Origin of the sequence: Streptomyces sp. NPDC058620, from assembly GCF_042717135.1 — a bacterium.
In the GTDB taxonomy this organism is placed as follows: Bacteria; Actinomycetota; Actinomycetes; order Streptomycetales; family Streptomycetaceae; genus Streptomyces.
Map to the genome: position 1 here is coordinate 56,580 of NZ_JBHXQO010000034.1, position 25,477 is coordinate 82,056.

General features: G+C 68.4%; 21 protein-coding genes and 1 pseudogene. 11 read left to right on the plus strand and 11 right to left on the minus strand.

The window, feature by feature from the left end; all coding sequences use genetic code 11:
• The first annotated feature begins 79 nt into the window (after positions 1 to 79).
• From ACFWSK_RS26255 to ACFWSK_RS26275, 5 genes are all read left to right on the plus strand, one after another.
• Entirely contained in the window at positions 80 to 2,491 is a 2,412-nt protein-coding gene (locus ACFWSK_RS26255; RefSeq protein WP_383790849.1) for a PA14 domain-containing protein, read from the plus strand.
• Positions 2,492 to 3,028: 537 nt separating this feature from the next.
• Positions 3,029 to 4,375, plus strand: coding sequence for an ice-binding family protein (locus tag ACFWSK_RS26260; protein ID WP_383790852.1), 1,347 nt, complete (start codon positions 3,029 to 3,031; stop codon positions 4,373 to 4,375).
• 125 nt (positions 4,376 to 4,500) lie between these two features.
• On the plus strand, positions 4,501 to 5,235 hold the full coding sequence (locus tag ACFWSK_RS26265; protein ID WP_383790907.1) for a DUF5819 family protein: 735 nt from the start codon (positions 4,501 to 4,503) through the stop codon (positions 5,233 to 5,235).
• Positions 5,225 to 6,421, plus strand: a complete 1,197-nt coding sequence (locus ACFWSK_RS26270) for an HTTM domain-containing protein (protein ID WP_383790855.1) — start codon at positions 5,225 to 5,227, stop codon at positions 6,419 to 6,421. Before ACFWSK_RS26265 ends, ACFWSK_RS26270 begins: the two co-directional genes overlap by 11 nt.
• Positions 6,422 to 6,634: 213 nt before the next feature.
• A complete protein-coding gene (locus tag ACFWSK_RS26275) occupies positions 6,635 to 7,036 on the plus strand; it encodes a thiol-disulfide oxidoreductase DCC family protein (protein ID WP_383790857.1) in 402 nt (133 codons plus the stop codon).
• Between the two features lie 188 nt (positions 7,037 to 7,224).
• Here ACFWSK_RS26275 and ACFWSK_RS26280 read toward each other — a convergent pair whose 3' ends face one another.
• The 3 genes from ACFWSK_RS26280 to ACFWSK_RS26290 all read right to left on the minus strand — a co-directional run bounded on the left by ACFWSK_RS26280 (position 7,225) and on the right by ACFWSK_RS26290 (position 9,618).
• Positions 7,225 to 7,806: a L,D-transpeptidase family protein gene (locus ACFWSK_RS26280; RefSeq protein ID WP_383790860.1), complete on the minus strand. Its 582-nt coding sequence runs from the start codon at positions 7,804 to 7,806 to the stop codon at positions 7,225 to 7,227.
• Between the two features lie 86 nt (positions 7,807 to 7,892).
• Positions 7,893 to 8,243 carry a hypothetical protein gene (locus tag ACFWSK_RS26285; protein WP_383790864.1) on the minus strand — a complete coding sequence of 117 codons (351 nt, stop codon included), beginning with the start codon at positions 8,241 to 8,243 and terminating at the stop codon, positions 7,893 to 7,895.
• A gap of 283 nt (positions 8,244 to 8,526) precedes the next feature.
• Complete coding sequence (locus ACFWSK_RS26290) at positions 8,527 to 9,618, minus strand: peptidoglycan-binding protein (RefSeq protein WP_383790867.1); 1,092 nt, start codon at positions 9,616 to 9,618, stop codon at positions 8,527 to 8,529.
• Positions 9,619 to 10,145: 527 nt separating this feature from the next.
• Between ACFWSK_RS26290 and ACFWSK_RS26295 the strand changes: the two genes are divergently transcribed.
• Complete coding sequence (locus ACFWSK_RS26295) at positions 10,146 to 10,367, plus strand: hypothetical protein (RefSeq protein ID WP_383790870.1); 222 nt, start codon at positions 10,146 to 10,148, stop codon at positions 10,365 to 10,367.
• Between the two features lie 331 nt (positions 10,368 to 10,698).
• Here the strand turns inward: ACFWSK_RS26295 and ACFWSK_RS26300 are convergent, their stop codons facing one another.
• Positions 10,699 to 11,496, minus strand: a complete 798-nt coding sequence (locus ACFWSK_RS26300; protein WP_383790873.1) for a DUF6193 family natural product biosynthesis protein — start codon at positions 11,494 to 11,496, stop codon at positions 10,699 to 10,701.
• 607 nt (positions 11,497 to 12,103) lie between these two features.
• Between ACFWSK_RS26300 and ACFWSK_RS26305 the strand changes: the two genes are divergently transcribed.
• The 4 genes from ACFWSK_RS26305 (at position 12,104) to ACFWSK_RS26320 (ending at position 19,642) form a co-directional block, all read left to right on the plus strand.
• Positions 12,104 to 12,703, plus strand: a complete 600-nt coding sequence (locus ACFWSK_RS26305) for a hypothetical protein (RefSeq protein ID WP_383790875.1) — start codon at positions 12,104 to 12,106, stop codon at positions 12,701 to 12,703.
• Between the two features lie 459 nt (positions 12,704 to 13,162).
• Positions 13,163 to 13,921, plus strand: a complete 759-nt coding sequence (locus tag ACFWSK_RS26310; RefSeq protein ID WP_383790877.1) for a polysaccharide deacetylase family protein — start codon at positions 13,163 to 13,165, stop codon at positions 13,919 to 13,921.
• A gap of 851 nt (positions 13,922 to 14,772) precedes the next feature.
• Positions 14,773 to 17,274, plus strand: a complete 2,502-nt coding sequence (locus ACFWSK_RS26315) for a protein kinase (RefSeq protein WP_383790880.1) — start codon at positions 14,773 to 14,775, stop codon at positions 17,272 to 17,274.
• 31 nt (positions 17,275 to 17,305) lie between these two features.
• Positions 17,306 to 19,642, plus strand: a complete 2,337-nt coding sequence (locus tag ACFWSK_RS26320; RefSeq protein WP_383790883.1) for a PQQ-binding-like beta-propeller repeat protein — start codon at positions 17,306 to 17,308, stop codon at positions 19,640 to 19,642.
• 81 nt (positions 19,643 to 19,723) lie between these two features.
• Here the strand turns inward: ACFWSK_RS26320 and ACFWSK_RS26325 are convergent.
• The 7 genes and pseudogenes from ACFWSK_RS26325 to ACFWSK_RS26355 form a co-directional block, all read right to left on the minus strand.
• Positions 19,724 to 19,903: pseudogene (locus tag ACFWSK_RS26325) on the minus strand (hypothetical protein); the annotation flags it as partial.
• A gap of 226 nt (positions 19,904 to 20,129) precedes the next feature.
• Positions 20,130 to 20,420 carry a hypothetical protein gene (locus ACFWSK_RS26330; RefSeq protein WP_383790886.1) on the minus strand — a complete coding sequence of 97 codons (291 nt, stop codon included), beginning with the start codon at positions 20,418 to 20,420 and terminating at the stop codon, positions 20,130 to 20,132.
• A gap of 29 nt (positions 20,421 to 20,449) precedes the next feature.
• On the minus strand, positions 20,450 to 20,815 hold the full coding sequence (locus tag ACFWSK_RS26335; protein ID WP_383790889.1) for a hypothetical protein: 366 nt from the start codon (positions 20,813 to 20,815) through the stop codon (positions 20,450 to 20,452).
• Positions 20,816 to 20,844: 29 nt separating this feature from the next.
• Complete coding sequence (locus ACFWSK_RS26340; RefSeq protein WP_103492353.1) at positions 20,845 to 21,039, minus strand: type II toxin-antitoxin system Phd/YefM family antitoxin; 195 nt, start codon at positions 21,037 to 21,039, stop codon at positions 20,845 to 20,847.
• A 472-nt stretch (positions 21,040 to 21,511) separates the two neighbouring features.
• On the minus strand, positions 21,512 to 22,057 hold the full coding sequence (locus ACFWSK_RS26345; RefSeq protein ID WP_383790892.1) for a hypothetical protein: 546 nt from the start codon (positions 22,055 to 22,057) through the stop codon (positions 21,512 to 21,514).
• Complete coding sequence (locus ACFWSK_RS26350; RefSeq protein WP_383790894.1) at positions 22,054 to 24,144, minus strand: hypothetical protein; 2,091 nt, start codon at positions 24,142 to 24,144, stop codon at positions 22,054 to 22,056. Before ACFWSK_RS26350 ends, ACFWSK_RS26345 begins: the two co-directional genes overlap by 4 nt.
• Positions 24,145 to 24,160: 16 nt before the next feature.
• A complete protein-coding gene (locus ACFWSK_RS26355) occupies positions 24,161 to 24,595 on the minus strand; it encodes a hypothetical protein (RefSeq protein WP_383790897.1) in 435 nt (144 codons plus the stop codon).
• A 242-nt stretch (positions 24,596 to 24,837) separates the two neighbouring features.
• Between ACFWSK_RS26355 and ACFWSK_RS26360 the strand changes: the two genes are divergently transcribed.
• Positions 24,838 to 25,029, plus strand: coding sequence for a hypothetical protein (locus ACFWSK_RS26360; RefSeq protein ID WP_383790900.1), 192 nt, complete (start codon positions 24,838 to 24,840; stop codon positions 25,027 to 25,029).
• Positions 25,030 to 25,477 lie beyond the last annotated feature (448 nt).

Consider the following 25,477-nt stretch of genomic DNA (forward strand, 5'->3'; position numbering starts at 1 on the left):
ACAACCAATCGACGCTGTCGCCGGTCCTGTTCGGAGACGTCTGATCGACATCTGGCGCCGAACAGGACTGAAGGACTTGATGAACCCAGCCAGACGCACCACCGCCACCGCCTTGGTCCTGGCCACGGCAGGCGGAGTGCTCTACGCCACCGCCGTACCCGCCTCCGCGGCGGTGAGCTGCGCCTCCCCCGTCTTCACACGGCAGTTCTTCGCCAACACGACGTTCACCGGCACGCCGAAGAAGACGGACTGCGACTCCGCGATCGACCAGAACTGGGGCACGGGCGCACCGGTCTCCGGCGTTCCGTCCAACGGCTTCGGCGTGCGCTGGTCGGTGACGCGCGACTTCGGCTCCGGTGGCCCCTTCACCTTCACGGTGTCCGCCCAGGACGGCATACGGGTCCACCTCGACGGTGTCCGCAAGATCGACCTGTGGAAGAACGTCTCCACCACCGTCAGGAAGACGGTCAACGTGACGATCCCCAGCGGCAAACACGCGCTCCGCATCGACTTCGTCAACTGGACGGGCACGGCGAACGTCAAGTACGCCTACACGCCGCGCACCTCCGTCGACGTCGACAAGGTCAGGCCCCTCACCCCGACGGGCCCGGCCGTCTCCTACAACACCACCACCGGAGCGGCCACGTTCACCTGGTCCAGGAACAGGGAGATGGACCTCGCGAACTACCGGGTCCACCGACGGCTGAAGGGCACGGCGTATGCCGGCAAGCCGCTCGCGACGACCACCGCCACGTCGTACACCGACAACACCCTGCCGAAGACCGGCGCGGCCTTCTACTACGAGGTGCGGGCCGTCGACAAGGCGGGCAACACCTCCGGCGGCAGCGCCGACCAGCCCGTCGCCACTGTCGACAGGACGCCGCCCGCCGCGCCATTCGTGGAGTGGGACGCGTGCTCGCCCGCCCAGCCCTACGCGGCCCCACAGCTGGTCACCACCGCGAAGAACGCAGCCGACATCGCCTGGTACGAGATGCAGCGGCTCGACGCCGCCACGAACCGCTGGAGCACCGTCCACTCCGGCGCCAAGGGCGCGATCTGCGACACCGGCTATCCGGCCGACGGCAGCAAGGTCACCTACCGGGGCCGGGCCCGGGACGCCGCCGGGAACTGGTCGGCGTACTCGGCCGCCACGACGTTCACCACTCCCGACCTGACCCCGCCGGCCGCCGTCACGCAGCTCCGCGTCGAGTACCGGTCGGGCGTTCCGCATCTGGTGTGGTCGCCCGTCACCGGGGCCGCCTCGTACCAGGTCCTCCAGTACGACCCGGCTACCGGCGCCTTCGGCGACGCCCTGCCCGAACAGAGCACCACCACGCAGACCGACGTGGTGCCGCGCCAGCTGGCCGCCGTCGCCGACAGCTACCGGTACGCGGTGCGCTCGGTGGACGCCAAGGGCAACGCTGCGGCGCCGGTGGACATCACGCTGAAGATGGCCGACCGGCCGGAAGCGATCCCCGCGTTCAAGACCACCGCCCACAGGTTCGACGAGGGCGTGATGGTCGAGTGGAGCAGCGTCGACCCGTGGACCGTCGACGAACGGCCCCTTCCGTCGTACAAGATCGTCCGTACCGACACCGCGACCGGCGAGACCAGCATCGTGGACAAGTGCAAGCCGTTCACCCCGTTGGATGAGCCGCTGAAGGACCCGGACACGTACTGGACCTGGGCAGACGCCAACGCCCCCTTGTCCGCCCGCAAGCAGGTCAACGGCACCTGCTGGGACGTCCAGGGCAAGTCGCAGACGACGTACGAATACCGGGTCGTGACGACCGACCGGTACGGGCATGTCTCTCAGCCGGGCCCGGCTGCCACCGAGACCACCCCGGACACCGAGCGTCCCGCCCCGGTGCAGAACCTGACCGCGGAACGCGTCCCGCTCGGCGTCCGGCTGACCTGGACACCGCCCGCCGATGCCGACGTCACCGGCTACCACGTGTGGCAGGGCATCACGGACCCGGACAGCGGCGAGACCGTCTGGAAGGAGAACTGCTGGACCGGCAGCTCCCTGGCCAGGACCGAGATCCTCTGCCCGACAGTCCCCGACGGCGCCACCCACGTCTACAAGGTGGCCGCCACGGACGACCGGCTTCCGCACGACGACGAGCCACTCGACGTCCTCCACCCCGCCGAGGTATCGGTCGACCTGCCCGGCATCCGGCCGCCGGGCTGGACGGAGACCGAGGTCCGCCAGGGCCAGTACCCGGAGCTGTACGTCGGCTGCTCCGAGAGTGCCGGCCTCGGGGACTGCTCCCGGTTCGCGAGCTATCGCGTGGAGCGCTGGGACCCCGCCACGGCCGCCTACCTCACCCTGACCGAGGGCACGATGGGTGACGCCGCGTTCTTCATGGACACGACGGTGCACGAGGACCGGCTCGGCCTGTACTACTACCGCGTCGTACGCCTGGACGCCTCGGGCGCCGAGGCCGTGACCCGATCGACGGCGTACGGCATCTGGGATTCCTGGCTCTGACCGGACGTGAGACATGAGGAGGGGACCGGAGGATTCTCCGGTCCCCTCCTCACAAGCCCGTTGCGGCACGAGAGCACGCGGAGGGCATGCCGCCCACTCGCCCGGTCGACATGACACCTCACGGAGGTCGGCGACTCCCGAGCGCTCGCTGTGTACGCAAGGTCAACGTGGCTTTCGCACCGCTTCGTTGCGACCTGTGGACTGTCGATCGCCACGCCGATACCGCGAGGATTGTGTGACATCACCTGGACGGCGGCGCGATTCTTCCTGTTGGAGATTTTCTTACGGTCAGACACAGGGATGATGCCTCCCGTGAGTTACGTGACCGACGCATCCAGGTGAATATTCGTATGGTCCCTTATGCGTAATGCAGGTTTATCGGTGCATGGGTGGGACGGATTTCCGGTGCTCGTGGACTTCCCTCTCCGAAGCGTGAAAGTTACTGCGTAATATGCGGCGACAACGTGAAGGCTTCCCGGGCAATTCGGTAGGGCCCGGTATGCCACGGCTCCCCCCCCCATAGGAAATGGCCCTTCGATGAATCTGAAGTACCCTCTTGCGGCCCGGCGTCGCACTTTGTCCGGCGGGCTGGCCTCGGCCCTCGCCGCAACGGTTGCCGCTGTGATGGTCGCCGTGACGCCGACACCGGCGTCGGCCATCGCGCTGCCCGTACCCCTCGGCACAGCCGCCAGCTACTCCGTTCTGTCCGGTCAGGGAGTCACCAACACCGGCCCCTCCCTGCTCAGCCACGACCTCGGAACGCACCCGAACCCGGCCATCACCGGGTTCCCGCCCGGTGTGGTGCTGGGTGCCGTGCACCCTGCGGACGCTCATGCACTCCAGGCCAAGAGCGATCTGCTCGTGGCGTTCAACAACGCGGCCGGTCAAGCCCCGGACTTCGCGCTTGCGGCGGGCATCGGCGGGGGGCAGACGCTGACTCCGGGAGTCCACCGCGCCTCCGTCGGTCTCGGGATCACCGGCGACCTGATCCTGAACGCGGGCGGTAACCCCAACGCTGTATGGGTGTTCCAGGTTCCTGAGTCGCTGACCACGGCAACCAACAGCCGGATCCTCCTCACGAACGGCGCTTCGGCGTGCAACGTGTACTGGCAAATCGGCGTTTCGGCGACTCTCGGTACCACCTCAACCTTCGTGGGCACCCTCATGGCCGGCACCTCGATCAGCGTGAACCAGGGGACGGACATCGAGGGCCGGGCGCTGGCCAGTAACGGCGCCGTGACCCTCGACAACAACCGGATCTTCCGCGGCAACTGCGCGACCACGACCACGGGCGGAACGACGACCGGTACCACCACCGGCACGACGACCGGCACGACGACCGGCACGACGACCGGCACCACCACCGGCACCACCACCGGCACCACCACCGGCACGACGACCGGCACCACCACCGGCACCACCACCGGTGTCCTCGGCGGTGTCCTCGGCGGCGTCCTCGGCGGCGCCTCGACCGGGGGCGGCCTGCTCGGCGGACCGATCGCCGGCACGGTGACCGGCGGTACGTCCGGCAACATCTCCGGCAACACCTCCGGCAACGTCGCGGGCAACACGACCGGTGGCGATACATCAGGAAACGTCACCGGTGGGAACGGTGGCCAGCCCGGCGGACCGGGCCACGGTGGACCGGGCGGACCGGGCCACGGCGGACCGGGGAACGGTGGACCCGGCAATGGCGGACCGGGCAACGGCGGACCCGGCAATGGCGGACCGGGCCACGGCGGTCCGGATCACGGGCACGAGGGGAAGCCCGGCCATGGCCCTGAGGGCAAGCCGGGGCACGGCCCTGACGAAGAGCCCGAAGAGCACCACGGCTACGGGGACAAGCCTGACGAGAAGGCCGGTTCCGAAGGTCACGCGGGCTAGGTCTCGGACCACACCGAACTGGCTCACGGAATGACGGAATGACAGCCTGGCGGCATGCGGCGGAATCCAGATTCTGCCGCATGCCGTCAGTAGCATTTCCGGCAATGGCAGACGCGAGAGTTGGCATGAGAGAAACTGGGTGGGCGGTGTCGGGCGGAATCAAAGCAGTGGACACGGAGGAAGTGCAACGATCCGATTCCAGCCCGCCCGGCGAAAGTCGTCATGAAGAGGACGCGCCGCGTAAGAGGGCCGGGGGTGCGCGGGTGCTGCGCACGGGTTTGTCCATCGTCGTGCTCATGTGTATGGCGACAGCTCTGACCCATGTCGTCATGGTCTTCCTCCATGTGGCACCCGCGAACCCGATCTCGAAGCGGTACAGCCCTCAGGTAAACGCATGGGTGTATCCCCTGTTCGAGCAGAACTGGCGCTTGTTCGCCCCGGATCCCGACTCCGCCAACCGCCGTGTTCTGGCAAGAACCTCACACACGGCCTCCGACGGATCCGTCCGGGTGAGTGACTGGTTCGACCTGGCTGCCGTGGACACTTCGGCAGTCGAGCACAATGCGTTTCCGAGCCACACCACGCAGAACCTGTTGCGCCGGGCCTGGACCACCTACGTCGAACTGCACGGCGGAGACGACGAGTCACGCTCGGAACGCGCCGTGATGATGCAGAAGTATCTGCGCAACATCGCCTCCGACCGCTTCGCGGACCACAACCGCGGCACGTTCGAGTTCGTACAGCTCCGCGTCGAGACGCTGCCCATCGCCGCGCCCGGTACAGCGGCTGCCGACCGCCCGCCCGTCCCGGTCGAGAACCGGCTCCTGCCTTGGTGGAAGGTGACCCCCCATGGGAACTGAGCAGGTCCCCCCATTCCCCTCCCCGACAGCTACCCCGGAACGGCCTACGGGGCAGAGGAGCACCGGTGCCGGACCGGCTCGGTGGTTTTCCGACCGAGCGGGTGCGTTCTGGTCCCTTGTGACCGATCGGCCGGTGTCCTTGTACGCGGCCGCGGTTCTGCGCATCGGCTACGGACTGCTGTATCTCGTCTTCCTCCTGCGCGAGTTTCCGCACCGTGACGAGATCTGGGGCCCCGGCTCGCCGTGGACACCCGAGCTGGCGGAACAGCTCTTCGACCAGTCAGGCTGGAACAGCATCCTGACTCTGTCCGGCAGCCGTACCTACTTCGAGCTCTGCTACGGGATTGCTCTCCTCACGTCCGCACTGTTCATGCTGGGCTGGCGTACCCGTGCCGTCTCCGTCCTCTTCGCCGTGGTGGTCCTTTCGTTCCACGCGAGAGCGATCTTCATGACGGACGGGGGAGACAACCTGATCCTGCTCATGGCCGTCTACCTCGTCTTCACCGCCTGCGGCCGACGCTGGTCCCTGGACGCGCGCAGACGCCGACGAGCCAGGGTGCGAGCGGGCAAAGCGGCGGCACCCGTCAGGAGCTCCTGGCTGCGGCAACTGAGCGCCACACGACGCACCTTGACGACGGTCGTGCACAATTGCGCACTCTTCGTCATCGCGGCACAGGTCTGTCTCCTCTACGGGGCAGCCGGCCTGTACAAGGTCCAGGGCGCGTCCTGGGGCGGGGGTACCGCTCTCCACTACGTTCTGAACCTCGAACTCTTCCAGCCCTGGCCGGCACTTTCGCATCTGGTGGACCAGTACGCGACCGTGATCGCTATCGCCAGCTACGTCACGGTGCTGCTGCAGGTCGCGTTCCCGTTCGTGCTCTTCGGCAGGCTGAAGTACCCGGTTCTCGGGATGCTGTTGGGCATGCACATCGGCATCGCCGTCCTCATGGGGCTTCCCCTCTTCTCCGGGGCCATGATCGTTGCGGACGCCGCGTTCCTCCCTGACCGTTTCTATGAATTCCTGGCCCGTACGGTCCGACAAGGGGCCAGGCGAGTGGGTCTGCGACGGCCGGCTCCCCTGGGAGGAGCGAGGGCGCGATCGGTGCCTCCCCAGCTCAGGGGTGGCCTGCCCGATGCCGGACAGCCCGCGGTTCCGGAGAGAGGGCTGGCGTCGGACCCGCGCTGAGCGCCCTGGTTGCTCCCGGTCCCGCACGCACGGCCCCCCTCCACCGGCGTAGCAGAGCAGAACGAGCCGCTTGATGAATCACCTCCTACCGTGCTGGTAGGAGGTGATTCCCGTCGGAGCCCTGTGCGGACCTCTGGACAACTTGATTGACAGGGGCTCGATTCGCTGGACTGCCTCCCGGCACGGGGGAGTCCCGTCGGGCAGGATGAGTCCATGCCGAACCGATCTGTCCTGGTCTACGACGGTGACTGCGCCTTCTGCACGACCACGGTGAACTACCTCATGCGGCGAGTGCGACCGAACTGCGACGTCACACCCTGGCAGTTCGCGAATCTGGAAGCCCTCGACGTCACCCAGCAGCGAGCGGAACACGAGGTGCTGTTCATCTCTCCGACCGGCACGGTGTACGGCGGGGCGCAGGCCGTCGCCAAACTCATGCTGAGCGCCGGGGGAGCCTGGGCCTGGCCCGGCGGCCTGCTCACCCTGTCCCCGGTGCGCTGGATCGCCCACGGCGTCTATCGGCTGATCGCTGCCAACCGCGACCGGCTGCCCGGCGGCTCGCCGGCCTGCGCGTTGCCTGCCGACCGCAGGCCCAGCGTGCGGCCCGCTGAATAGAAACGACTGCATAGAAACGACTGCGCCTGATGAGTTATCAGGGCCGTCGGCTTCCACGCTGCCCGCTCAGTCCGCCTGTGGAACTGGCGTAGCTCAGGACGGTCGGCCGGCAGGGCATGAGGCGCGAGCGTCTTCCCTTCGGGTGTCCCCGGTGGTGGTGGAGGGGCCTCCCCTCCACCACCACCGTGTCAGGACACCACGCGCAGGTGCGTCGGCCAGCCGATGTCGTCGCGGTCGAGGAGCCGGAACATCTTCTTGATGTCGGTCGGGTTCAGCTTGACGCAGCCGTTGGACTTGTAGTCGCCTGCGCCGTCCCAGCGTCGGCGCTCGGTGCCGCCCTGGCTGCCGTCCCGGTTCATCTCGGAGTGGATGAACATCTCGGTACGCGTCAGGGTGCCCTTGGCGCACTTCATGTCCTGGAGGTACACGGCGTAGCCCTTGATGATGTTGCCGTTGTAGGTGCGGGACTTGAGCTTGATCTTCCAGCTGCCGTTCGGCATCCAGCCCCTGGCGCGCACGCAGTCGTCCTTGGTCCCGAGGCCCGATCCGGCCCGGTAGGTGGCCCAGAGCTTCTTGCCCTTGTAGACGGAGAGCCGCGAGTTGGTGGGGTCGTTCGGGTTCTTGTCGAAGACCAGGGTGGTCGCCGCGGCCGCGGCCGTCGGCGATGCCTGGGCGGGCCCCTGTGCGGCGGCGGCAGGTGCCAGGGCCAGGGCGGTCGCCAGGGCCGCGGCGATCACGGCTCCGGGCAGGTGACGTCCGTTGCTGCTCATGTGATTCCTCGCTCTTCCCACGCTGTGGTGTGTGGTGCTCGTGATGTGTGGGCGGGTGGCGGCGCGACCCTCCCCTCGGTGCGGGCTCAGGCGGTGGCCAGGCGTACCTGCGCGTTCTCCGTCCCGTTGAAGGTGAAGGAGAACTGCTTCCGGACTCCGGAGCCGCACGCGGTCTCCGGCTTGTAGTTGCCGTTGCCGGCGTTGATGCGGACCTTGGCGCACTTGCCGTCTGCGCTGGTGTCCTGGAGCCAGCCGGACACCGTCACGTTGTTGCCCGAGCAGCGCAGGGTCCAGCCGGCCGACGCCCCGTTGATCACGGGGGACGCGGAGGACGGACAGGTGGCCGCACTCGCCGGGCCGGCGGCGCCGAGGGCCAGCCCACCGGCGAGGACGGCGGCGGACACAGCGGAGGTGATGGTCTTGCGGACAGCGGACATGGGTGTCCCCTTTCGGGCAGTTCTGACAGGAAGCGGACCGGGAACAGGACGTGTAGCCGGCGCCTGCCGAAGGGCGGGCTGTCCACCGGAGTGCCGGTCGCAGAACCAGCATCGCCGGGGTGGCCGGGCGGGGGAAGACGATCCCGGCTGCGTGCCGAGGCACATCAATGCACGCTGCATGGCAGGGCTCTGACCTGGGACTATGGCCCGATGCATGAGGACTGTGCGAGCCGGGTGGTGTGCCCGGGGGCGCCGTGCTCGGGCGGCACGGGCGTCGTCCTGCTCACGCGGAAGTGGAGGGCAGGGGGCTCGGGGCCCTCTGGTAGTCCGGTGCCTTGACGGGAGGTCGCTGATTCACCAGCAGGGCCAGCCACGTGTCGACGTTCGCCCGCCCGACTACGGGCAGGCCATGAGTGGCCTGGAAGAACCGCAGGTCCTCAGTGGTCGCCGCGGTGAACCTCCCCGACACCGCTGTGCCGCCCTGGCCCACGTTGTTCAGAAGTTCCTGCACGGCCCTCACTTCGAAGGTCCCGGATCCGGGACCGACCTCCTTCACCAGTTCCGGCCAGGTCTGCGTACCCACCTTGCCGTCGGCCGGCAGGTCATTTCGTTGCTGGAAATCCATGACGGCGTCCCAGGTGTCCTGTCCGAAGAAACCGTCGGCGCGCACCTTGTAGCCGTGCGCGATCAGCAGGTACTGCAGGGCGCGGGCCCGGGTGAACTGGTCCTCCACGCCCATGCGCAGCAACGGCCACTCGAGTGGGGCCGCACTCGCGGAAACGGCACCGGCACCGGCTGCACCGTCGGCCGTGGTCCTGTGGTCCTGGAAGGAGAACCGGTCGTGGGTGACCGCTCCGGCGGTGAACGCCACAACCATGGCCGCCGCGACCAGGACCGGCCGGAGCCACCGGGAGCGTGGGCGGCCGGATGTGCCGCGGCCGTCCGTGCCGTGCTCGGCGGCGGTTGCGGGGGTCGCTGGTTCTGCCTTCCCGGGGGCGACGATTGCGGGGGTTTCGTCGGACTCGTTCGCGGCACCCGCCGGTGCGGCGTGCTCTCCTCCGCCGTCGGAGGCCCGTTGGCGGCCGTTCTCCCGCAGCGCGGCCCGGCACAGCGCCCGTGCCTGTTCGAGCTCCGCCGCCGGGGCCCGCAACTGGGTGTGCAGAATCCCCACCACCCTCAAAGGAGCTGTCGACAGGTGCTTCGGGTTCAGGTAGCGCGAGAGCGTCGTCTGGTCGATGCCCAGCCTCGCGGCCAGGGCCTGCTGTGTCGGCCGGGCACCTTCGGACGGGCTCCCGGCCTCCTCCCACCAGCGGCGCAGCAACAGCGCCAGCCGCGTCCCCGCGCTCTGTTCCTGGCCGCCCCGCTCCTGCGCCATGTACGTGTCTCCCCGTCGTTGCGAAACAGCCGAGTCTCCGCAGTGCCTGCATAACAGCAGGTCAGGTCTGTGCATGACAGCAGGCGTCGACGCATCGGCCTCAGCGGCGCTGATCGTAACGACGTGGTCCCGGCGACCGGCACAACCGCTCGCGGGCCGCCCGCTCCCCCGGCTCGGTCCCGGGTGATCCGTGGCCGTGCGACGCAGGCGCCCTTGCCCTTGGGGAGAGCCGAAGCGGCAACCGCGGCGCGCGGTCCGCGTTCACCCGGACGAGTGCGGGCGGCAGCGCGGCACCGGAGTAGATGACTCACCCGCAGGGACCGTGCTGCCGCCCGCCGAGACCAGCACCATCATCGCCCGCCGGAACCGCACCGACCCCGCACGCCAATAGTCAGCACCGCCAGCCAGCACAACGAGCAAACCCGCCAACCATTCCGGTCACCGCACCGAGGCCGAGGCGTGATCGGCGACGCGCCGAGAATTCAGCATGCTTGCTGAACGCGTAGTGCATGTGTCATCTAAACCACATGATGCAGAAGACACCAGCCGAACTCAGGGCCGACGCGGTAGCCAACCTCGAGCCCCACGGGCAGAAGCGCATCAGCCTGTTGGCTCAGTTAGAGGAGCTCGACGAGCAGCTTCGCCCGCTGATCCAGTCCGCACGGGCCGCGGAGGTGCCGATCCGGCGGATCGCCGAACTGACGGCGGTCTCCCCCAACACGGTCCGGGCATGGACCAAGGCCGAGTGACAACTACGCCTGGCGGCGCCCAGACGCGGTAGGCCGTTGCGTGGAGGAGATGATGCCTGATTCACGTGGCGCGGGTCACCGGAAAAGTGCGTCTCGGTACACGGGACTCCCGGTCACGTCACTCCGCCTGTTACAACAGCCGGACCACGGCCTGCTTGAGTTCTTCCCGGTTCTTCATCCACGCGGACACGGTAGTTGTTGGGCGGTCGCCAGCAACGCGCCCATGGGCTTACCGCAGCAACCGCAGCCGTCCGCCGCGCCACTACTGTGCACCCCTTGGGCCGCGGCCGCGGGACGGCCGGCCGCCGTCCCCTGCTCCGCCGGGTTGGCGTCAGCCGTCGATGTCACCGGTCACTGGGGTCTTGGTGGCCGGCGGTTGCGGCCAGCCTCCTTCGATGGCCGGGCCACTACCTGCAGGAATGTTCACCGCTACCAGCGCTGCGGCCTCGCGAGCGCGGAGGCGGGATCCGAGCACGCGTGACGGTGTTTGCGGCGACCACCGTGACCAGTGGAGAACCACGTCCCACAGTCCGTCTCCGCTCGGCACTGCACGTGGAACCTCCTCATAGAAGGGATCAGCTGTACTGCTGAGGAGGCTGAACTCCCCGTGCGACGGAAACGGGAAGAACACGCGCAGGGCCGGCTGCGCATACAGGGCCTCGGCCAGCTCGGCGTCGCCCGGCCTGATCACCGGCGAGCGCTCCATGGTCAGCCGCCATGCGGTCGAGACGACCCTCCCCGGCGGTGCCGCTTCCAGCGGGTCCGCCGCGAGCAATGTCCACTCGCGCCGCAGTTGATCGATCGACGCCCCATCACGCCAGGCGTGCAGGATGGCGTCGACCACCGCGAGGTCACCGGTGCTACCGAAGGCTCCCCAACGCCATCCGGAGTCCGTGGAGATCTCGATGCGGAACTCGCGTTCGTCAGCGTTGGTCGCGTATACAGCGAACCGTGCCTCTCCACGTGCGCACCATGCGGCGACCGCGGGATCGTACCCCTCAACGGGATCCAGCGGTTCGGCACAGTGCCCGCGCCGAACCGCCTCGCGAGCCAGCGCTGCTCTCAGGCCGCCTGGCGCGGCCAGCTCTGGATAGAGCTCGGGCAGCAATTCGCTTGAGCGTTCTGGCATGCGCACACCTTAGGCAGTGACAGCGAGGCCAGGCGGGCTGATCGCACCGAACCGCGGACGGGCATGCGACGGGCACGGGCGACATAGCGCGGTCGAGACAACAAGGAAGCCCCGGCCGCTGGCCTGGGGCCTCGTCATGGAGCGGGTGACGAGAATCGTCGGTCAGGCGCCGCAGAGCTGGGAGAACTGGTGCTACTCCTACGACGCGGCCCCGAGCCGTGGGTGAAGAGATGGCGGCCCCGTGACGGCGGGCGTCGGGGCGAGGTGTGAAATGTCCGATCGGACAGGCGACCTTCTCGGTTCGCTCGATTGGGTCGCTGGGGCGCTGGGCTGTCATTCGGCCAAGGCCGCTCACGTTTCAATTGGAGGCCGACTTGGTTCCGAAAACCACCGAGACAGTGAGTCACCTCTCGGGCCTCACCGTATTTCCCTACGGCTGCGTTTTCGTCGGCGATGCGAGAGGATTTGACTGCTGCTCTTCGGGGAAAATCCTCGGAGGGTTGATTTTACAATTGTGAGCGCGAAGGCATGCGTAAAGGGACTGACTGTTCGTTTTCGTGATATAGTCCAATGAATTCACAGGACGCCACGAAAAAAGGGGAACGGCGTGAATACCGAGAAGGTTGCGGCTCGACGTCTTACGGCCGGAGAGGCTTCAGAATTGGGCCTCCAGGACGCCATCTTCGTCTCGGCGGAGATGGATGGACTTCCTCTCGACTGCTACGCTCCGGCTTTCCTTACGAAGGCGGGAAAGAATTTCGAGGGAGGGTCCTTCGCCGCGAGGACGATCTTCGGTGAGGAAATTCATGTCCTTCCGGATAATGTCGAAGAGCGCGGGATCTGGATTGCCGACAAGGCGGGGGAAGAGATCGAGGTTCTCCAGAGTGCCGGCGTCCTCCTGAACCTCGCCCTCTTTGTGCCCGACGGGAAGAAGGAATCCTTGGAGTCGCTCTACGCCGCCGCACGGGAGGCGTTCGGCGCCGGGATCGTTCAGCGCTGGAGCGAGGAAACCGTCGCGGTACCGGACGTCAAGGTCGACCTGTACGAGGAGCCGGCCCGGGGGCGGAAGAACACGAACAGCCAGAACCGCGACCGCCGCGCTCTGGACATCTTCCCGACCCGAGTGCGGTTCCTGGAGCCCAGCGATGGCTGGAGGTTCGTTGTCGAACCGCACAAGGAGATCGTCGACGACACCCCGACGATCTGACCTGATGGCAGGATAAGCCCTGATCTTTCGCGGGAGCCCGTCAGCTTGCTGACGGGCTCCTTTCGTTTGTTGTTGGCGAAGTGGGTGTGTCGCAGGCCGTCGGCGTCGGTGAAGAGCAACTGGTTTCCGACGTGCCGCCGTTCCTCGCGGACGATCCGCGGCATGACCTTCGGCCGACCGGTCTACCGAGTGGGACGGCCATCGGATCTGCTTCGCGTGGCCATTCGACGAATGCGTGGGTGCCTCCGCCGGAATCCGTGCGGATCAGCGCCTGCCGCCCTCGCCGGTACGTCTTCGAGGCCGTTGGGCCCCCTCATCTGTCGCGGAACTCCTGCGTTTGTCGCCGGCCCTCTGCGGATTCGTCTGCGCTCGGTAACAGAGAGATCGCGTACGGGCGTTCGTATGACTTCATGGGGGGCAGGTACGGCATCGGCGGCGGTAGCAAAGGGGCGGGCAGACATGGCAAAGCACAACGGAAGGGGATGGCACGGCCGGCTTCTCGCGGCGGCGCTCGGGGTGACGGCGGTGGCCGCTGCCACCTCGGTGTGGACCGCACAGGCCGACCCCGCCGGAGGGCGGCAGCCGCAAGCGCGTGTCGCCCCGCCCGTGGCCAAGGTGGCGGCGGACATCGCGCATGCCTCGGATCGCGGCGCACGAGGTGTCAACATCACCATCGACGACGGTCCGGACCCGGTCTGGACGCCGCAGGTGTTGCAACTGCTGAAGGACAGCGGGGTGAAGGCTACGTTCTGCATGGTGGGCACGCAGGCCCAGGCGTACCCGGACCTGGTCAAGGCGGTCGTGGCAGACGGCCACCGGCTGTGCAACCACACTGTCTCGCACGACACCACCATGGACACCCGGTCCGAGGCTTACCAGTCCCAGCAGATCCTGGATGCCGAACGCATGATCATCAAGGCGTCCGGAGGTGTCCGTTCGCAGTATTACCGGGCCCCGGGCGGTGCTTTCACCCCGTACAGCCGACAGCTCGCCGCGTCCCGGGGGATGCGACCGCTGGGCTGGAACGTCGACACCAAAGACTTCGAGTATCCCGGTGTGGACACCATGGTCGCCACCGTCAAGAGCGAGATCTCCAACGGGCCGACCGTCCTCTTCCACGACGCGGGAGGGGATCGCTCCCAGACGATGGCCGCCCTGCGCGAGATCCTGCCCTGGCTGAAGCAGCAGGGCTACTCATTCGGCTTCCCCGTGCGATGAGTGAGGCACGCCCGCCACTGGCATCCAGAGCTTGATCGGTTGGCCGTCTCCGCAGGCTGAACGCCATTGCGGCGGGTGCGTTTGCGGTAGGTGGGGGCCTATTCGCCTCCGGGGCCGCAGTGGACCAGTTCGGCACGGGCGACGCGACGAATGCCTATCAACTCGGAGCCGCGCCGCCGCCTCCTGTAGGTACGCGGAGATCACGGCGAGGTCGTTGGCGATGCTCAGTACGCCGTTGACGCCGGCGAAGAAGACGTCGAAGCGGACGTTGCCCTTGTGTCGAGATACCCGGCGATCGTGATCGCGCCGACGGCCAGGCGGTTGTTGGTTGGGCGCGTAGGCGGCGGGCCCGCCCCGTTGGACGAGCGGCCTTGACCCCTGACACGCGCGCCGCTGGATCGAAGCGAGACGGGACGGGGCCCACAGCGAGGGTGGGCCCGTCCCGTGTCGAGCCCTGCCGCAGGAGCGCCCGGAACGCGAGTCGTAACGGTGGACCCTCCGAGGCCGTCCTTGCCGACCGGCCGGCGAGGCGGACGAGCGGGAGATCGCGGCGCTGCCGCCGAACTTGGCGCCGACTTGGTTTCGGCGGTCGTCGGCGCGACGGCCCGCCGCTGCCGGCGGCACTGTGTCCTGACAGCCATACGCACCGCACCCCCGGGAGACGCGGCCGATCGAAGGTAGTGGGCGGCTGGAACCGGGATAAGCCACGCACAGTCACCGATGTCCACCGGGAACTGACGTGCGTGGCCGCGTGGCAGACTGTCGCAACGCGCTGGATATTTGGGGGATTTGGGGGGCGCCGGATGCTGGGGCAACTACGTGGGACGTCGCCGCGCGCCGTCGGACCGTATGTGACGCTGGCCCGGCTGGGGGCGGGTGGCATGGGCGAGGTCTTCCTGGCCCGCCCGGAGCGCCTCGGCGACGGATATGGCCCGGCCGACCTCGTGGCCATGAAGGTGATCCGCAACGAGGTGGCCCGGGACGCGGAATACCTGCGGCGCTTCGCGCGGGAGGCGGCGGTCGCGGCATCGGTGACCAGCCCCTACGTGGCGCGTCTCACGGACAGCGATGTGAACGAGGAACTTCCGTGGCTGGCGACGGAGTTCGTGGTGGGGCCGACCCTGGCCCAGGCAGTGGGGCGGCACGGCCGGCTGCCGCGCGGGGCGCTCGCCCGGCTCGGCGAGGGCATGGCCCGCGCACTGGTGGCGGTGCACGCCGCGGGCGCGACGCACCGCGACCTGAAGCCGGCGAACGTGCTGCTCGCCGCGGACGGGCCGCGGTTGATCGACTTCGGAGTAGCCCGTACCCGCGCCGCCACGACCCTGACGTCGACAGGACACATGGTCGGCACGCCCGCCTACATGTCGCCGGAGCACATTGCCGGTGGGCGGCATGTGGTGGCGGCCTCCGATGTGTTCTGCCTGGCCTCGGTCCTGGCGTACGCGGCGACGGGCCGGGATCTGTTCGGGAACGGGCCGGTCGCGGCAGTGCTCTACCGCGTGGCGGAAGCCGACGCTCCACTCGACGGACTTCCCGCCGAGTTGGTGCCGCTGGTCACGGCGTCCCTGGCGAAGGACCCGGCGTCGAGGCCGACCGCGGACGAGCTCGTGGAGCGGTTCGCCGCACTGCGCGCGGCGCACGGCGAGGAAGGGAATGGCTCCGGGGCGGGCTGGCCGGCACCCGTGGCCCGGGACATCGAGGACGAGCACCGCGACGTGGCAGCGCTATGTGCGACGGGGTCTCCGCTGCTGCCGCTGCCGAATCCCCCCACGGCCCAGGAGCCGGACGCCGGACGCCCGCTCGGCGCGGGCACCCTGGCTCCGCACCAGTTCCCGACCATGGGCCCCACGCCGCCGGCGCCGCCCGCGCACCCGGCCCCCCGCTTCCGCAGACGGCTCCGAGCGCTCGCCGTGGTCGCGGCGCTGGCTGTCGCCGGGGCGGGTGTGGGCACGTATCTGGCATTGCGTGGCGCGGACGACGGGAACGGGTCGGGGGCCGGCGGTGCCGCGCCCGCCCCGACGACGACCCTGACTCCCGCCCAACTCGTCGCCCAGGCAGGAGTCGACGAGTCCGGCACCGTCGATCGCAGCGGCTACGTGCCGCAGTTCGCCGCGCAGCGGGCCCCCGGCTGGAAGCCCTGGCAGGGGCGGCTGAGCAAAGCGCGTATGAACTGCTCCGCGGACACCCGGGCAATCGTGTGCCTGCTGACCAACGGCACGTACGAGGCGGTGTCGACAGCCGACGGGCATCGGCTGTGGGTATCCAGCAGCCCGTCCGTCGCCGAGGACGGCACGGGCGAGGCCTATCTCGGGCCCGGCAGCGGCACTCTGTTCATGCCGGGCGACTCGCTCGCTCCACAAGTGAGGGGCGGGCACGCCCTGATCGCCTCGGACGGCGAGCTGCAGCTGCGCGACTCGCGCACCGGTGACGTGCTTTGGCAGGCCCAGCCTCCCTCGGGTCGGGGGGAGTTCAGCGCGAAGCCGATGCTGGCCGATGACACGGTCATCGCCACCGTGGAAGGCAAGTCCTTCAGCGACGAGCCGAATGGCGCCTCGCTGCGCGCATACGATGTCACCGACGGCAGCACCCGATGGGACCTGACGCTCGACGAGGGCGACGGGCCGAGCCAGGCCGACGAGGGCCGGTATGCGGCCCGGGCTCTGATCGACGGCGTGGTGTACGCGCACACGCCCGGCGGGCTCGTCGCGGTCGATGCGCGGAAGGGAGTGGTCCTCGGCCGCGCGTCACCGACGTCGGGCACCGGCTGCCGCACCGTGTCCTCCGGCGGCGGCACGATTCAATGCGAGAGCAGGGTGACCGAGGAGCAGCTGACCTCGGACGGGGAGAAGGTCGAGATCCGGGTCGACCGCTACACACCTCGTACCCTCGAGCCTGTGGGCCACTACTCGTACCTGCTCGACCAGAAGACCACGCTTGCCGATGTCACCGTCACGGCGACCGACAGTACGTACTCCCTCGCCCGGCGCAGCGACAACTCCAGCGACACCGGCCTCATCGTTCTGACGGATCTGCGCACCGGCAGGCAGACGCAGACTCTGCAGTCCCCCGTGATCGGGCCGAGTGTGTCCGCCCCGCTCCTGGCCGACGGGCAGGCGGTGTTCGCCGACAACCACTCCCTTTACGTGACGCCCCTGGACAAGAAGAGCGGGCGCCTCGGCAAGCCGCGAGTCATCCCGTTGCCCGGTGCACCCAGTGACCGCAGCGAGCCCCAGGACGACGGGAACGGAATCGTCATCCGGGACCAGATCCGGTCGCCGCAGGTCCTGATGCTTGGGGGTGTGGTCCACGTGGTCTTCGACCGCGGCACGATCTCGTCGGTGAAGCTGCCGTGAGCGACACGCGCACTCCGGACGAGGACTTGCCGTGCTGACCCCTTGGCAGGGGCCGATCCGGCGCATCGGCCCGTACCGGCTCATCGGCCGGATCGGCGCGGGCGGGATGGGCGAGGTTTTCCTGGCACGCCGGGAAGTAGCGGGGGGAGTGGTGGCCGGGCCGCTCGTCGCTGTGAAGACCATGAAGGCGCTGGCCGATGAGACCGACACCGACGTCGACTTCCGAAAACGCTTCCGTCGCGAGATCCACGCGGCGCGTGCGGTCACGGGGCCGTACACCGCCGCGCTCCTCGACGGCGACGCCGACGCCCAGGTCCCCTGGCTGGCAACGGAGTACGTCGCGGGGCCCGCGCTCGGCGAAGCGGTGGCCCGGTGCGGCCCACTGCCGGTCCCCTCCGTACGAACCCTGGGCGTGGGGCTCGCCCAGGCGCTCGACGCGGTGCACACCGCAGGTATCCTGCACCGCGACCTCAAGCCTGGCAATGTGCTGCTCACCGCCGACGGACCGCGCCTGATCGACTTCGGCATCGCGCAGGTCTTCGACGCGACGGCCCTCACCGCGACGGGCATGCTGATCGGCACGCCGGGATACATGTCACCTGAGCTTCTGACCAGCAGCAACGGACAGGTGTACGCCTCGGACGTGTTCTGCCTGGGCGCGGTCCTGTGCTTCGCCGCGACGGGCCGTGGCCCATTCGACGACGAGGAACCGGCGTCGGTGTTGTACCGCATCGCGTCCGGGGCGGCGGACCTGTCGGAGCTGCCACCGCCGCTGCGCGAGGTGGTCACCCACTGCCTCCGGCCCGACCCGGCGGCGCGCCCCACGGCTGCGGAACTAGCGGCGGAGCTGTCCATCACCGCCCCCGACGAGCCGCTCTGGCCCTCTCCCTACCTCTCCCTCCTCGCCGCCCACCGCGAAGCCGTGTCACGGTGCGAAGAGGCGGCGGGCACCGTCCCGTTGGAGCAAGCGGCAACCTCCGCCGCGACCCCTGCGCCGCCCCTCGTCGCGCCGCCCTCGCCGACGGCGCTCTCCGGGCGTCCCGTGCCGCCGCCTTCGGCACCGCCCACCGCGCCGAGCCGTTGGCCGTTGATCGCGGGGGTCGCGGCCCTGGTCACCGCGCTCGCCGTCACGCTGGCCGTGGTGCTGCCCGGCGACAACACCCGCCCTCCGGCTCCCGCGGCAGAGGGCAAGCCGAAGCAGGAGCAGACCGGCCCGCTCGCTGTTCCGGACGCCGACGCCGCGCACAGCGGCGAGTTCACCGCCGCCGCACTCGACACGAGACAACGCCCTGACGGCTGGCGCCCCTGGGCCCACAGCGTCAAGGGAACAGGAACGACCGGCGGTTGCGCGGCCGGTGCCGGACTGCTTGTCTGCGGCGACGGTCACGGCGCAGCCCTCGCCCTGGATCTGGCCACCGGCAAGGAGAAGTGGCGTACGGAGGGTTTCGACGAGAGCAGGACGAACGACGACAACTTCCCGGAGACGCCGCCGGGCGATCCCGCCATCGCCCCCGTAACGGACGGCACCCTCTTCTTCGTGCCCGCGCAGGCCGGGGTCAGTGCAGTGGACGCGGCGACCGGCCTGGTCAAGTGGCGGTACCAGCGTATGAGTTTCACGGGGCTGCGCGCGCTCACCTACGCGGCCGGCAGACTGTATGTGGCGAACATCGACGACCAAGCGGCCTCCGATGCCGAACTCGTCGAGGTAAAGGCCCTGCGTACGAGGGACGGCGTCCAGGAGTGGTCGGGCCACCTTCCGGACGCGAACGGCCCCTTGGTCGTCCACGACGAGCAGGTCTATCTACCACTGGCCGACGGATCGGTGGCTGCTCTGGATACCACCGAAGCAGTGCCTGAGCCCCGGATCCGCGACGGCGTCGACTGCTCCGGCCTGCTCGCGCACGACGACACGCTGCTGTGCTGGTCAACCCGGCGCCGCGGCGTCATCCTCCTCGCCCCGGCCACGCTCGCGACCCAGCGGACTCTGGCCACCTCGGTCACTCCCGCTGCCGCGCCAGTGGCGGGTGACCGCGACGTCCTCGTCCTACGGGATACGAGCGGACGACTGAAGGGTTTCGACTGGCATACAGGCAACCGCCTCTGGGACCGCCCCGCACCGGCGGCGACCGGTGGCCTCACGCTCGCCGACGACCGCGTCTTCGCCGTGGGACGCCGAGAGCTACGGACTCTCGATATCGCCGACGGCTCCACCTCCGGGACCGTACGCCTGCCCACTCCCGCGGGCCTGCGCCTGGACCTCGGTCCGCTCGCCGAGCCGCTCTGCCTGGGCGGCGTCCTCTACCTCACGACACAGAGCGGATTCACGGGCTCGGTCGCCGCACCCGGCGCTCCGGTGTCCAAGGGTTAGTACCTCAGCAGCGGTTCGCTGTCGGGGAGAGGTCTGGGTAGCAAGGAAGGGGTCCTGCCGAGGGCGCGTTGTTCCAGGCCGCCGCACACGGCAGCAGCAGTCCTCCATTCGGTCGGGGTTCTCGGTCGCGACGTCGAGGTCCTGGCTGAGCCGGTCGACCAGGCCGTGTGCCTGGACCGCGTAGCCGCCCGTAAGTGCCTATGCACCGCCAACGGCGAGCACGTCTGCAAGCGAGCGACGATGTAGATCCGTGAGGTTCACGCAGCGGCCCGGGTGCTGTGCGTCAGCTCGTCGAAGGAGCGTTGCAAGACTTCGCGGACATCACGGCTGCCGTACGTGACCGCTGTTTTCCGCTCCGAAGGGCACGGATGGGGCACGTCGACGGCAGGTCATCAAGCTGAGGTTTTCTGCCGGAGCGGGTGACAGGAAACGGAAGCCGCCCGTGGTCAGACGCTGCGGTGGTGCAGACGCTGCGGTGGCGCAGACGTCAGGCCCAGAAGGCTTCGGTGACGACGATCTGTGGGTCGGCGTGGCGGCGCATGAAGGTGTAGATGAGCCAGCCGCGTCCGCCGGCCAGGTCCACGATGTGGGGGCCACCGGGGCTCGTGGAGGCCAGCGGTCGGACGGTCATCCAGTGCGGGAGCGAGGCATCGGCGTCGATTCCCCGGAAGTACGGGTCTTCGGCAGTGACCAGTTCCGCACGGGCACTCATGACCAGGTCACTGCCTTCGGCGGGCATGTTCTGGAAGTCGTGCTGCGCCTCCTTCGTCCAGTCCATTTGCCAAGGCGGCCGGAGTGGTTCGTCGATCACTCTCCGGGCTTCCTCTCGGCGGCTTCGTGCCGGAGGCGGCTGTACTCCTCCAGAAGCCGGATGGACTCCTCGGGGTCCTCGGATTTGGCGGCGCGGGCTTCGAGGTCGCGAAGGTGTGAGTCGAGGACGGGGTTCCGCGCGATGGCGTACTGCGTCCACCACAGGCGCATGAAGGCCGGCACGGGGGTGATGTTGAAGGCGTCGCCGATGACGCGCTTCCAGTGAGCCTCGAAGTCCGGGAGGAGGTGTGGAGTGTGTTCCTGAATCGCCAACCGAAGTGCTTGAGGCGTGTGTTCGGGCATGGGTGGCAACCGCAGGGGTTCCCCCTCGTACCCATCGAAGTGGAGTGCCTGGCCGGGCATGGTTCGGGCTCCTTGGTATGGAGGGTGGGTCAGGCCGCCTCGTGCCGGTCCTCGTGCGACTGGTGCCGACGGGCCATCTGTTCGAACCACTCGGCCGGCACCAAGTAGGCGACCGTCTTCCCCTTACGGGTGATGGCGGCGGCCTCACCGGCGATCCGGGTCCGGTCCAGGATCTCGCCCATCCCCTTGCGCAGGTCGATGGTTGTGTACGTCTTCGTCTCCATGCACTGAAGCATATAACAACTATCATAGTTGGCATCAGTGCTCGTGGGGTGCTGGCGACCGGAAGAAGTCGATGGACGCGTTGGGCGCAGAACGGGCACGCAGGGCACTCGATCGGGCTTGAGCAACAACAGAGCCCCGGGCTGTCGGCCTGGGGCTTTGAGATAGTGCTTCAAGGAGCGGGTGACGAGAATCGAACTCGTGCTCTGAGCTTGGGAATCATTGGCCTCCCATGTGAGGGAGGAGGTGCGCGCAGTTGGGATGCGGAACGGCAGCTCGTCCGTGCATACGACACCGACGGACGACCGTACGGCTGCCCTGGGGCGACTCGGCGATCTGCCGTGATCAAAGGGCTGGCCACCCGGACCTACAAGAAGCTCGATGGCGTGTAGGCGATCTGGTGGACAGGCGGAAGTCAATTGAAACGACGGCCACCCAGAGCCGAAAGACGTGAACGCCTATGTTCCGTACCCGTCAGCTGCAGTTCAGGGTCTTCAGGGTCTCCGCCATGTACGTGCGCATGAATGCCTCGACGGCGGGCCGCAGGTCCCGCTTCGCCTGGTCGGCGCGTTCCACCCGCACCGTGAGGGTGAAGTGGTCACCGCCCGTTGTCCTGCACGGGGCCGTGGCCGTGACGCCGTCGTTGCCGACCACCGAGTCCTCGAAGCCGAGATCAACCCGGGCCGGTTCCGCCAGCCCGATGATCCCGCTCTCGCGGGAGAAGGCCAGCAGGTCTCCCGGTGAGCCATCGTGCCAGGCGAACCGGAACGCCAACGCGCGCTTGCCGTCCACCGTCACCACACAGGGCGCCGTCACAGGCTTCTGCCGGTCCACCCAGCTGCCTTCGGTGATCTTCCCGTACGGGGCGAGCAGCGGCCGCGACAGACTCGCGGGTACGGGCGTGCCGCACAACGTCTCCGGGACCGCCCGGTCGGCGTCCGAACCGCCGCCGCACGCGGCGAGCGAGGCCGTCAGGACCGTGCCCGCCGCGAGCCTGCCAAAGCCCGTGGTGTGCCTCATGCGGCACCCCCACTCGGCGGTGGGGTGACGCCTTTGGCGCGGTTCTCGCCCGCCCCGGCGGCCTCCTCCATCGTCTCCTGGTACCTGAAGCGGGGGCCGTCCTTGTCGTGCTGCTTCATCCATTCGTCGGTGAGCGCCATTAGCTGGCCGTTCCGCTTCTCATACGCCTCGTAGTCCTTGTCCGCGTACTTCTGGTCGATGTGCTTCTGTTCGTCCGCCTGCCATTTGTCGACCACGTAGTCGAAGCCGGCCTGGACCTCCGCGTCGTAGGCGGGCAGGTAGCCGATGGCCGTGTCGAACATCCACTTCTCGTCCCAGGCAGCCGTCCCGGCCGGTCCGACGGCCGCGGTGCGGGCCTCCTCCAGGAAGCCCACCGTGCGCCCGGCCCGCAGCAGCGATTCCTCCGGGTGCTTCTGGCCCGCCTCGTGGATGTCGGCGACCATGGCCTGGTTGATCCCGTAGTTCAGGGACCCGTAGGCCTCCTGGTCCTTGGAGACCTGCTTGATGACCTCGTACATGTCGTTCTGCGGCACCGGCAGAGAGCGCATGTCCACGCTGCTGGTGACCTCGTGCACTGTGTCGGCGTGGTTGACCAGGACGTTCGCCATCGGCTCGCGCAGCGACTCGGGAAGGTCGTCGCCGGCCTTCGCGAACTGGTCGATCGTGTTCTTGAAGACGGCCTTGTTGTCGGCCGAGTGCTCGACGAACTTCGGGTTGTCCGCGGACGGGTCGATGCCGGTGGCACCGGCCTGCAGCGCGGCCGCGAAGCCCGCCCGGTCGTCCTTGTCGAGTGCGGCGGAGTAGTGCACGGAGTTGCCGTGTTCGTTGGCCTCCAGCACCACCTCCCAGTTGCGCTCCATGAGGTGCTTCATCCGGTCCTCGTCCTTGAGGTAGGAAGCCGACGCCTCGGGGTCGTGGCTCATCACGCCGAGCAGACCGTCCATCGGGTCGTTGGCGAACCAGCCGGTCCGCTCCCCGCTGTACTCGCCGCCCTTCATGACCCAGATGTCGTCCCGGCCCTTCTCCGCCTTCATGATGTCGTCGCCCATGTCGTACAGGAACTGCTTCGAGTAGTCCCCGCCGCCCTGGCTCATCAGCGTGGCCAACGACTGGTAGCCGTACGCCTTCTCCAGCCGCAGATCGGTGAAGGAAGTGTTGCGGCGCTCGAGGCCCTCCTTCTGCATGTCGGCCCGGAACTTCTTGTAGACCTCCGATTTCGGGTCCTTCGTCGCCGAGGCGAGCGTGGCCCCCAGGCCCTTCTGCAGATCTGAGTAGTCCGCTTTGTTGGCGGGGTTCTTGACGTGGATCTGGTCGTTGAGGCGGTTCGTCAGCTCGATCGTGCCCTTCGCGCCCAGCCCGTTGATGAACACCTGGCTGAACTCGGGCTTGCCCGAGTTGTCGCGGAAGGACCGCTGTAGCTCCGCCATCTCGGCCGCCGGGATCTTCTCGCCCCCTGCCAGGCGGGTCGCGATGTCCTCCGCGTTCCGCGCCTCGTACACCTCGACGTCGCCCTGCGCCGTGCCGTTGAAACCGGTGCCGAAGGTGGTGTCGTTCTTTTCGCCGTAGCCGTCCGCGCAGGCCGCCTCCAGCGCGATCTTCACGCCCTGGTCGGCGTCGTCGAGGGCCTTGACCGCGCTGTCGATGTGCTGCGACCAGGAGTTCTCGACGTTCTTCAGGTCCGGGTCGTGCCGGGCGGCGTTGGCCGTGCCCGCGTCCGCCTTGGAGTAGTCGAAGGTGCACCGGCCCTGGTCGGACACCTTCATGCCCGCCTTCACCGCGTCGTCGCGGGCGGACTCGACCCTCTTCTTCAGGTCGGTGAACTGCTCGTGCGCATCACGCAGCAGGCCGCCGATCGCCTTCGCCTGGGTCTGCGCGGCGGAGTACTCGTAGCGGGTGCCGGCGAAGTTGGTGTGGGCCGCCCCCACGCTCACCCCCGTCCAGGCCTGACCACCCATGGCGATCTTCTGGACGCTGTCCCGGTAGCGTTCCTCGACCTTCTTGAACTCCCCGGCCATGGCCTCCCACTTGGCCGCAGCCGTGGTCAGCTGTCCGAAGCCGGTCGTCATGACCTCGTGGTACGTCAGCATGGTTCTCGCCCGCCGCCTAGAGCCCGTTCAGTTTCGAGTCCGGGGACGGCTTCAGGATGCTGAAGCCGTCGCCCGTGGAGATGTCGTTGCGCAGGAACAGGTTCGAGGTCCCGCGCAGCGCGGTCTTCTCCGAGGCCAGGCGGCCCATCAACCCGGTCACCTGCCGGTCCCAGGTCTCCTGCACCTTCTTCAGACCGGCCGCAGTGCTCCAGCCGCCGAAGGCCTTGACCGCGCCGTCCGAAGCCTCGTCCGCGTGGTCCGCGGCCTTCTTGGTGCTCGGCTCCAGATCGTTCTCGATAGTGTTCGCCGCGGCCTTCTTCTCCGCGGGCGTCGAGGCGAAGTCCCCGGTGCCGGGGAGCAGTGGGCCGGGCGGCGCCCCTGAGTTCAGCCGCATCGCCGCCTGGTCTGCCGCGGCGGACCGCGCCTGACCCCAGTCCTGCTCGAACCCCATGGTGGTGTCTCCCCCGCGCCCGTCGCCGCCAGTCATCGATCATCGTCGTTCAGAACGCCTCTTCGACGCTACCAGGGGCGGAGGTGTCGCCCGACTTCCCCGGCCCGCGGCCTACGTGTCCGGCTGTCGGCTGAGCTGGGCCAGTCGGCCGGATCCATCGTCCCAGCCTCTTGGGGCCGATCGTGGCGAAGGCCGCAGCGGTGAGCATCAAGACTGCTGCGTGCCAGTATCTTCGGCGGCAAGTGGCGCAGGGCCCGGGACAAGTTGGGCTGCCCGAAGGCATCTGCCTCTACGACCTACGGCACACAGGCAACACCCTCGCGGCCGACACCGACACCGACACCGACACCGACACCGACACCGACACCGGCGCCAGGCTCAAGGACCTCATGGTCCGGGCCAGCCAGTCCACCGAGTGCGCCCAACTGATCTAGCAGCACTCCGCCAAGGAGCACCAGCGCAGGCTTGCCGCCAACATCGATCTCGATGCACGCCGCCAGCAGTCGACCGCAGCCTCGACGAATGGCGGCGCGACGGATCACCCCCTGGTGCCGCGTCAGCCCGGACCATTTGCCCCGCAGGCTGTGCGGCGTTGATCGCACGGGACACGGATTGCCCATTGCCCGCCGCGTGCGTGACGCAGGTCGCTTGAGGTTGATGTTGATCTCGCGAAGTGGGACGGAAAGGCGAGCCTCTGGCCTTCGGGCGCCTCATGCGCTCCATTGATACAGGTCGGAGGGGCCCTCATAGCGCGCGAGTAACACACACCATAAAAGGGGTCTAGACGCAATACCGGTGATTTAGGTGCTCTTCTGGCGTCTGCTGGTTGCTTTGGTGGGTGGGACGAGTGTGATGGCCCTGGTGGGTGGTTGGGGTGGGTTG

Coding starts and splice junctions, on each gene's coding strand:
- ACFWSK_RS26335 (WP_383790889.1), bottom strand. CDS start 20,815: ATGCCCGGCCAGGCACTCCACTTCGATGGGTACGAGGGGGAACCCCTG.
- ACFWSK_RS26345 (WP_383790892.1), bottom strand. CDS start 22,057: ATGAGGCACACCACGGGCTTTGGCAGGCTCGCGGCGGGCACGGTCCTG.
- ACFWSK_RS26285 (WP_383790864.1), bottom strand. CDS start 8,243: ATGTCCGCTGTCCGCAAGACCATCACCTCCGCTGTGTCCGCCGCCGTC.
- ACFWSK_RS26260 (WP_383790852.1), top strand. CDS start 3,029: ATGAATCTGAAGTACCCTCTTGCGGCCCGGCGTCGCACTTTGTCCGGC.
- ACFWSK_RS26310 (WP_383790877.1), top strand. CDS start 13,163: ATGGCAAAGCACAACGGAAGGGGATGGCACGGCCGGCTTCTCGCGGCG.
- ACFWSK_RS26280 (WP_383790860.1), bottom strand. CDS start 7,806: ATGAGCAGCAACGGACGTCACCTGCCCGGAGCCGTGATCGCCGCGGCC.
- ACFWSK_RS26330 (WP_383790886.1), bottom strand. CDS start 20,420: ATGGACTGGACGAAGGAGGCGCAGCACGACTTCCAGAACATGCCCGCC.
- ACFWSK_RS26300 (WP_383790873.1), bottom strand. CDS start 11,496: ATGCCAGAACGCTCAAGCGAATTGCTGCCCGAGCTCTATCCAGAGCTG.
- ACFWSK_RS26270 (WP_383790855.1), top strand. CDS start 5,225: ATGGGAACTGAGCAGGTCCCCCCATTCCCCTCCCCGACAGCTACCCCG.
- ACFWSK_RS26295 (WP_383790870.1), top strand. CDS start 10,146: ATGATGCAGAAGACACCAGCCGAACTCAGGGCCGACGCGGTAGCCAAC.
- ACFWSK_RS26275 (WP_383790857.1), top strand. CDS start 6,635: ATGCCGAACCGATCTGTCCTGGTCTACGACGGTGACTGCGCCTTCTGC.
- ACFWSK_RS26340 (WP_103492353.1), bottom strand. CDS start 21,039: ATGGAGACGAAGACGTACACAACCATCGACCTGCGCAAGGGGATGGGC.
- ACFWSK_RS26265 (WP_383790907.1), top strand. CDS start 4,501: ATGAGAGAAACTGGGTGGGCGGTGTCGGGCGGAATCAAAGCAGTGGAC.
- ACFWSK_RS26255 (WP_383790849.1), top strand. CDS start 80: ATGAACCCAGCCAGACGCACCACCGCCACCGCCTTGGTCCTGGCCACG.
- ACFWSK_RS26290 (WP_383790867.1), bottom strand. CDS start 9,618: ATGGCGCAGGAGCGGGGCGGCCAGGAACAGAGCGCGGGGACGCGGCTG.
- ACFWSK_RS26350 (WP_383790894.1), bottom strand. CDS start 24,144: ATGCTGACGTACCACGAGGTCATGACGACCGGCTTCGGACAGCTGACC.
- ACFWSK_RS26355 (WP_383790897.1), bottom strand. CDS start 24,595: ATGGGGTTCGAGCAGGACTGGGGTCAGGCGCGGTCCGCCGCGGCAGAC.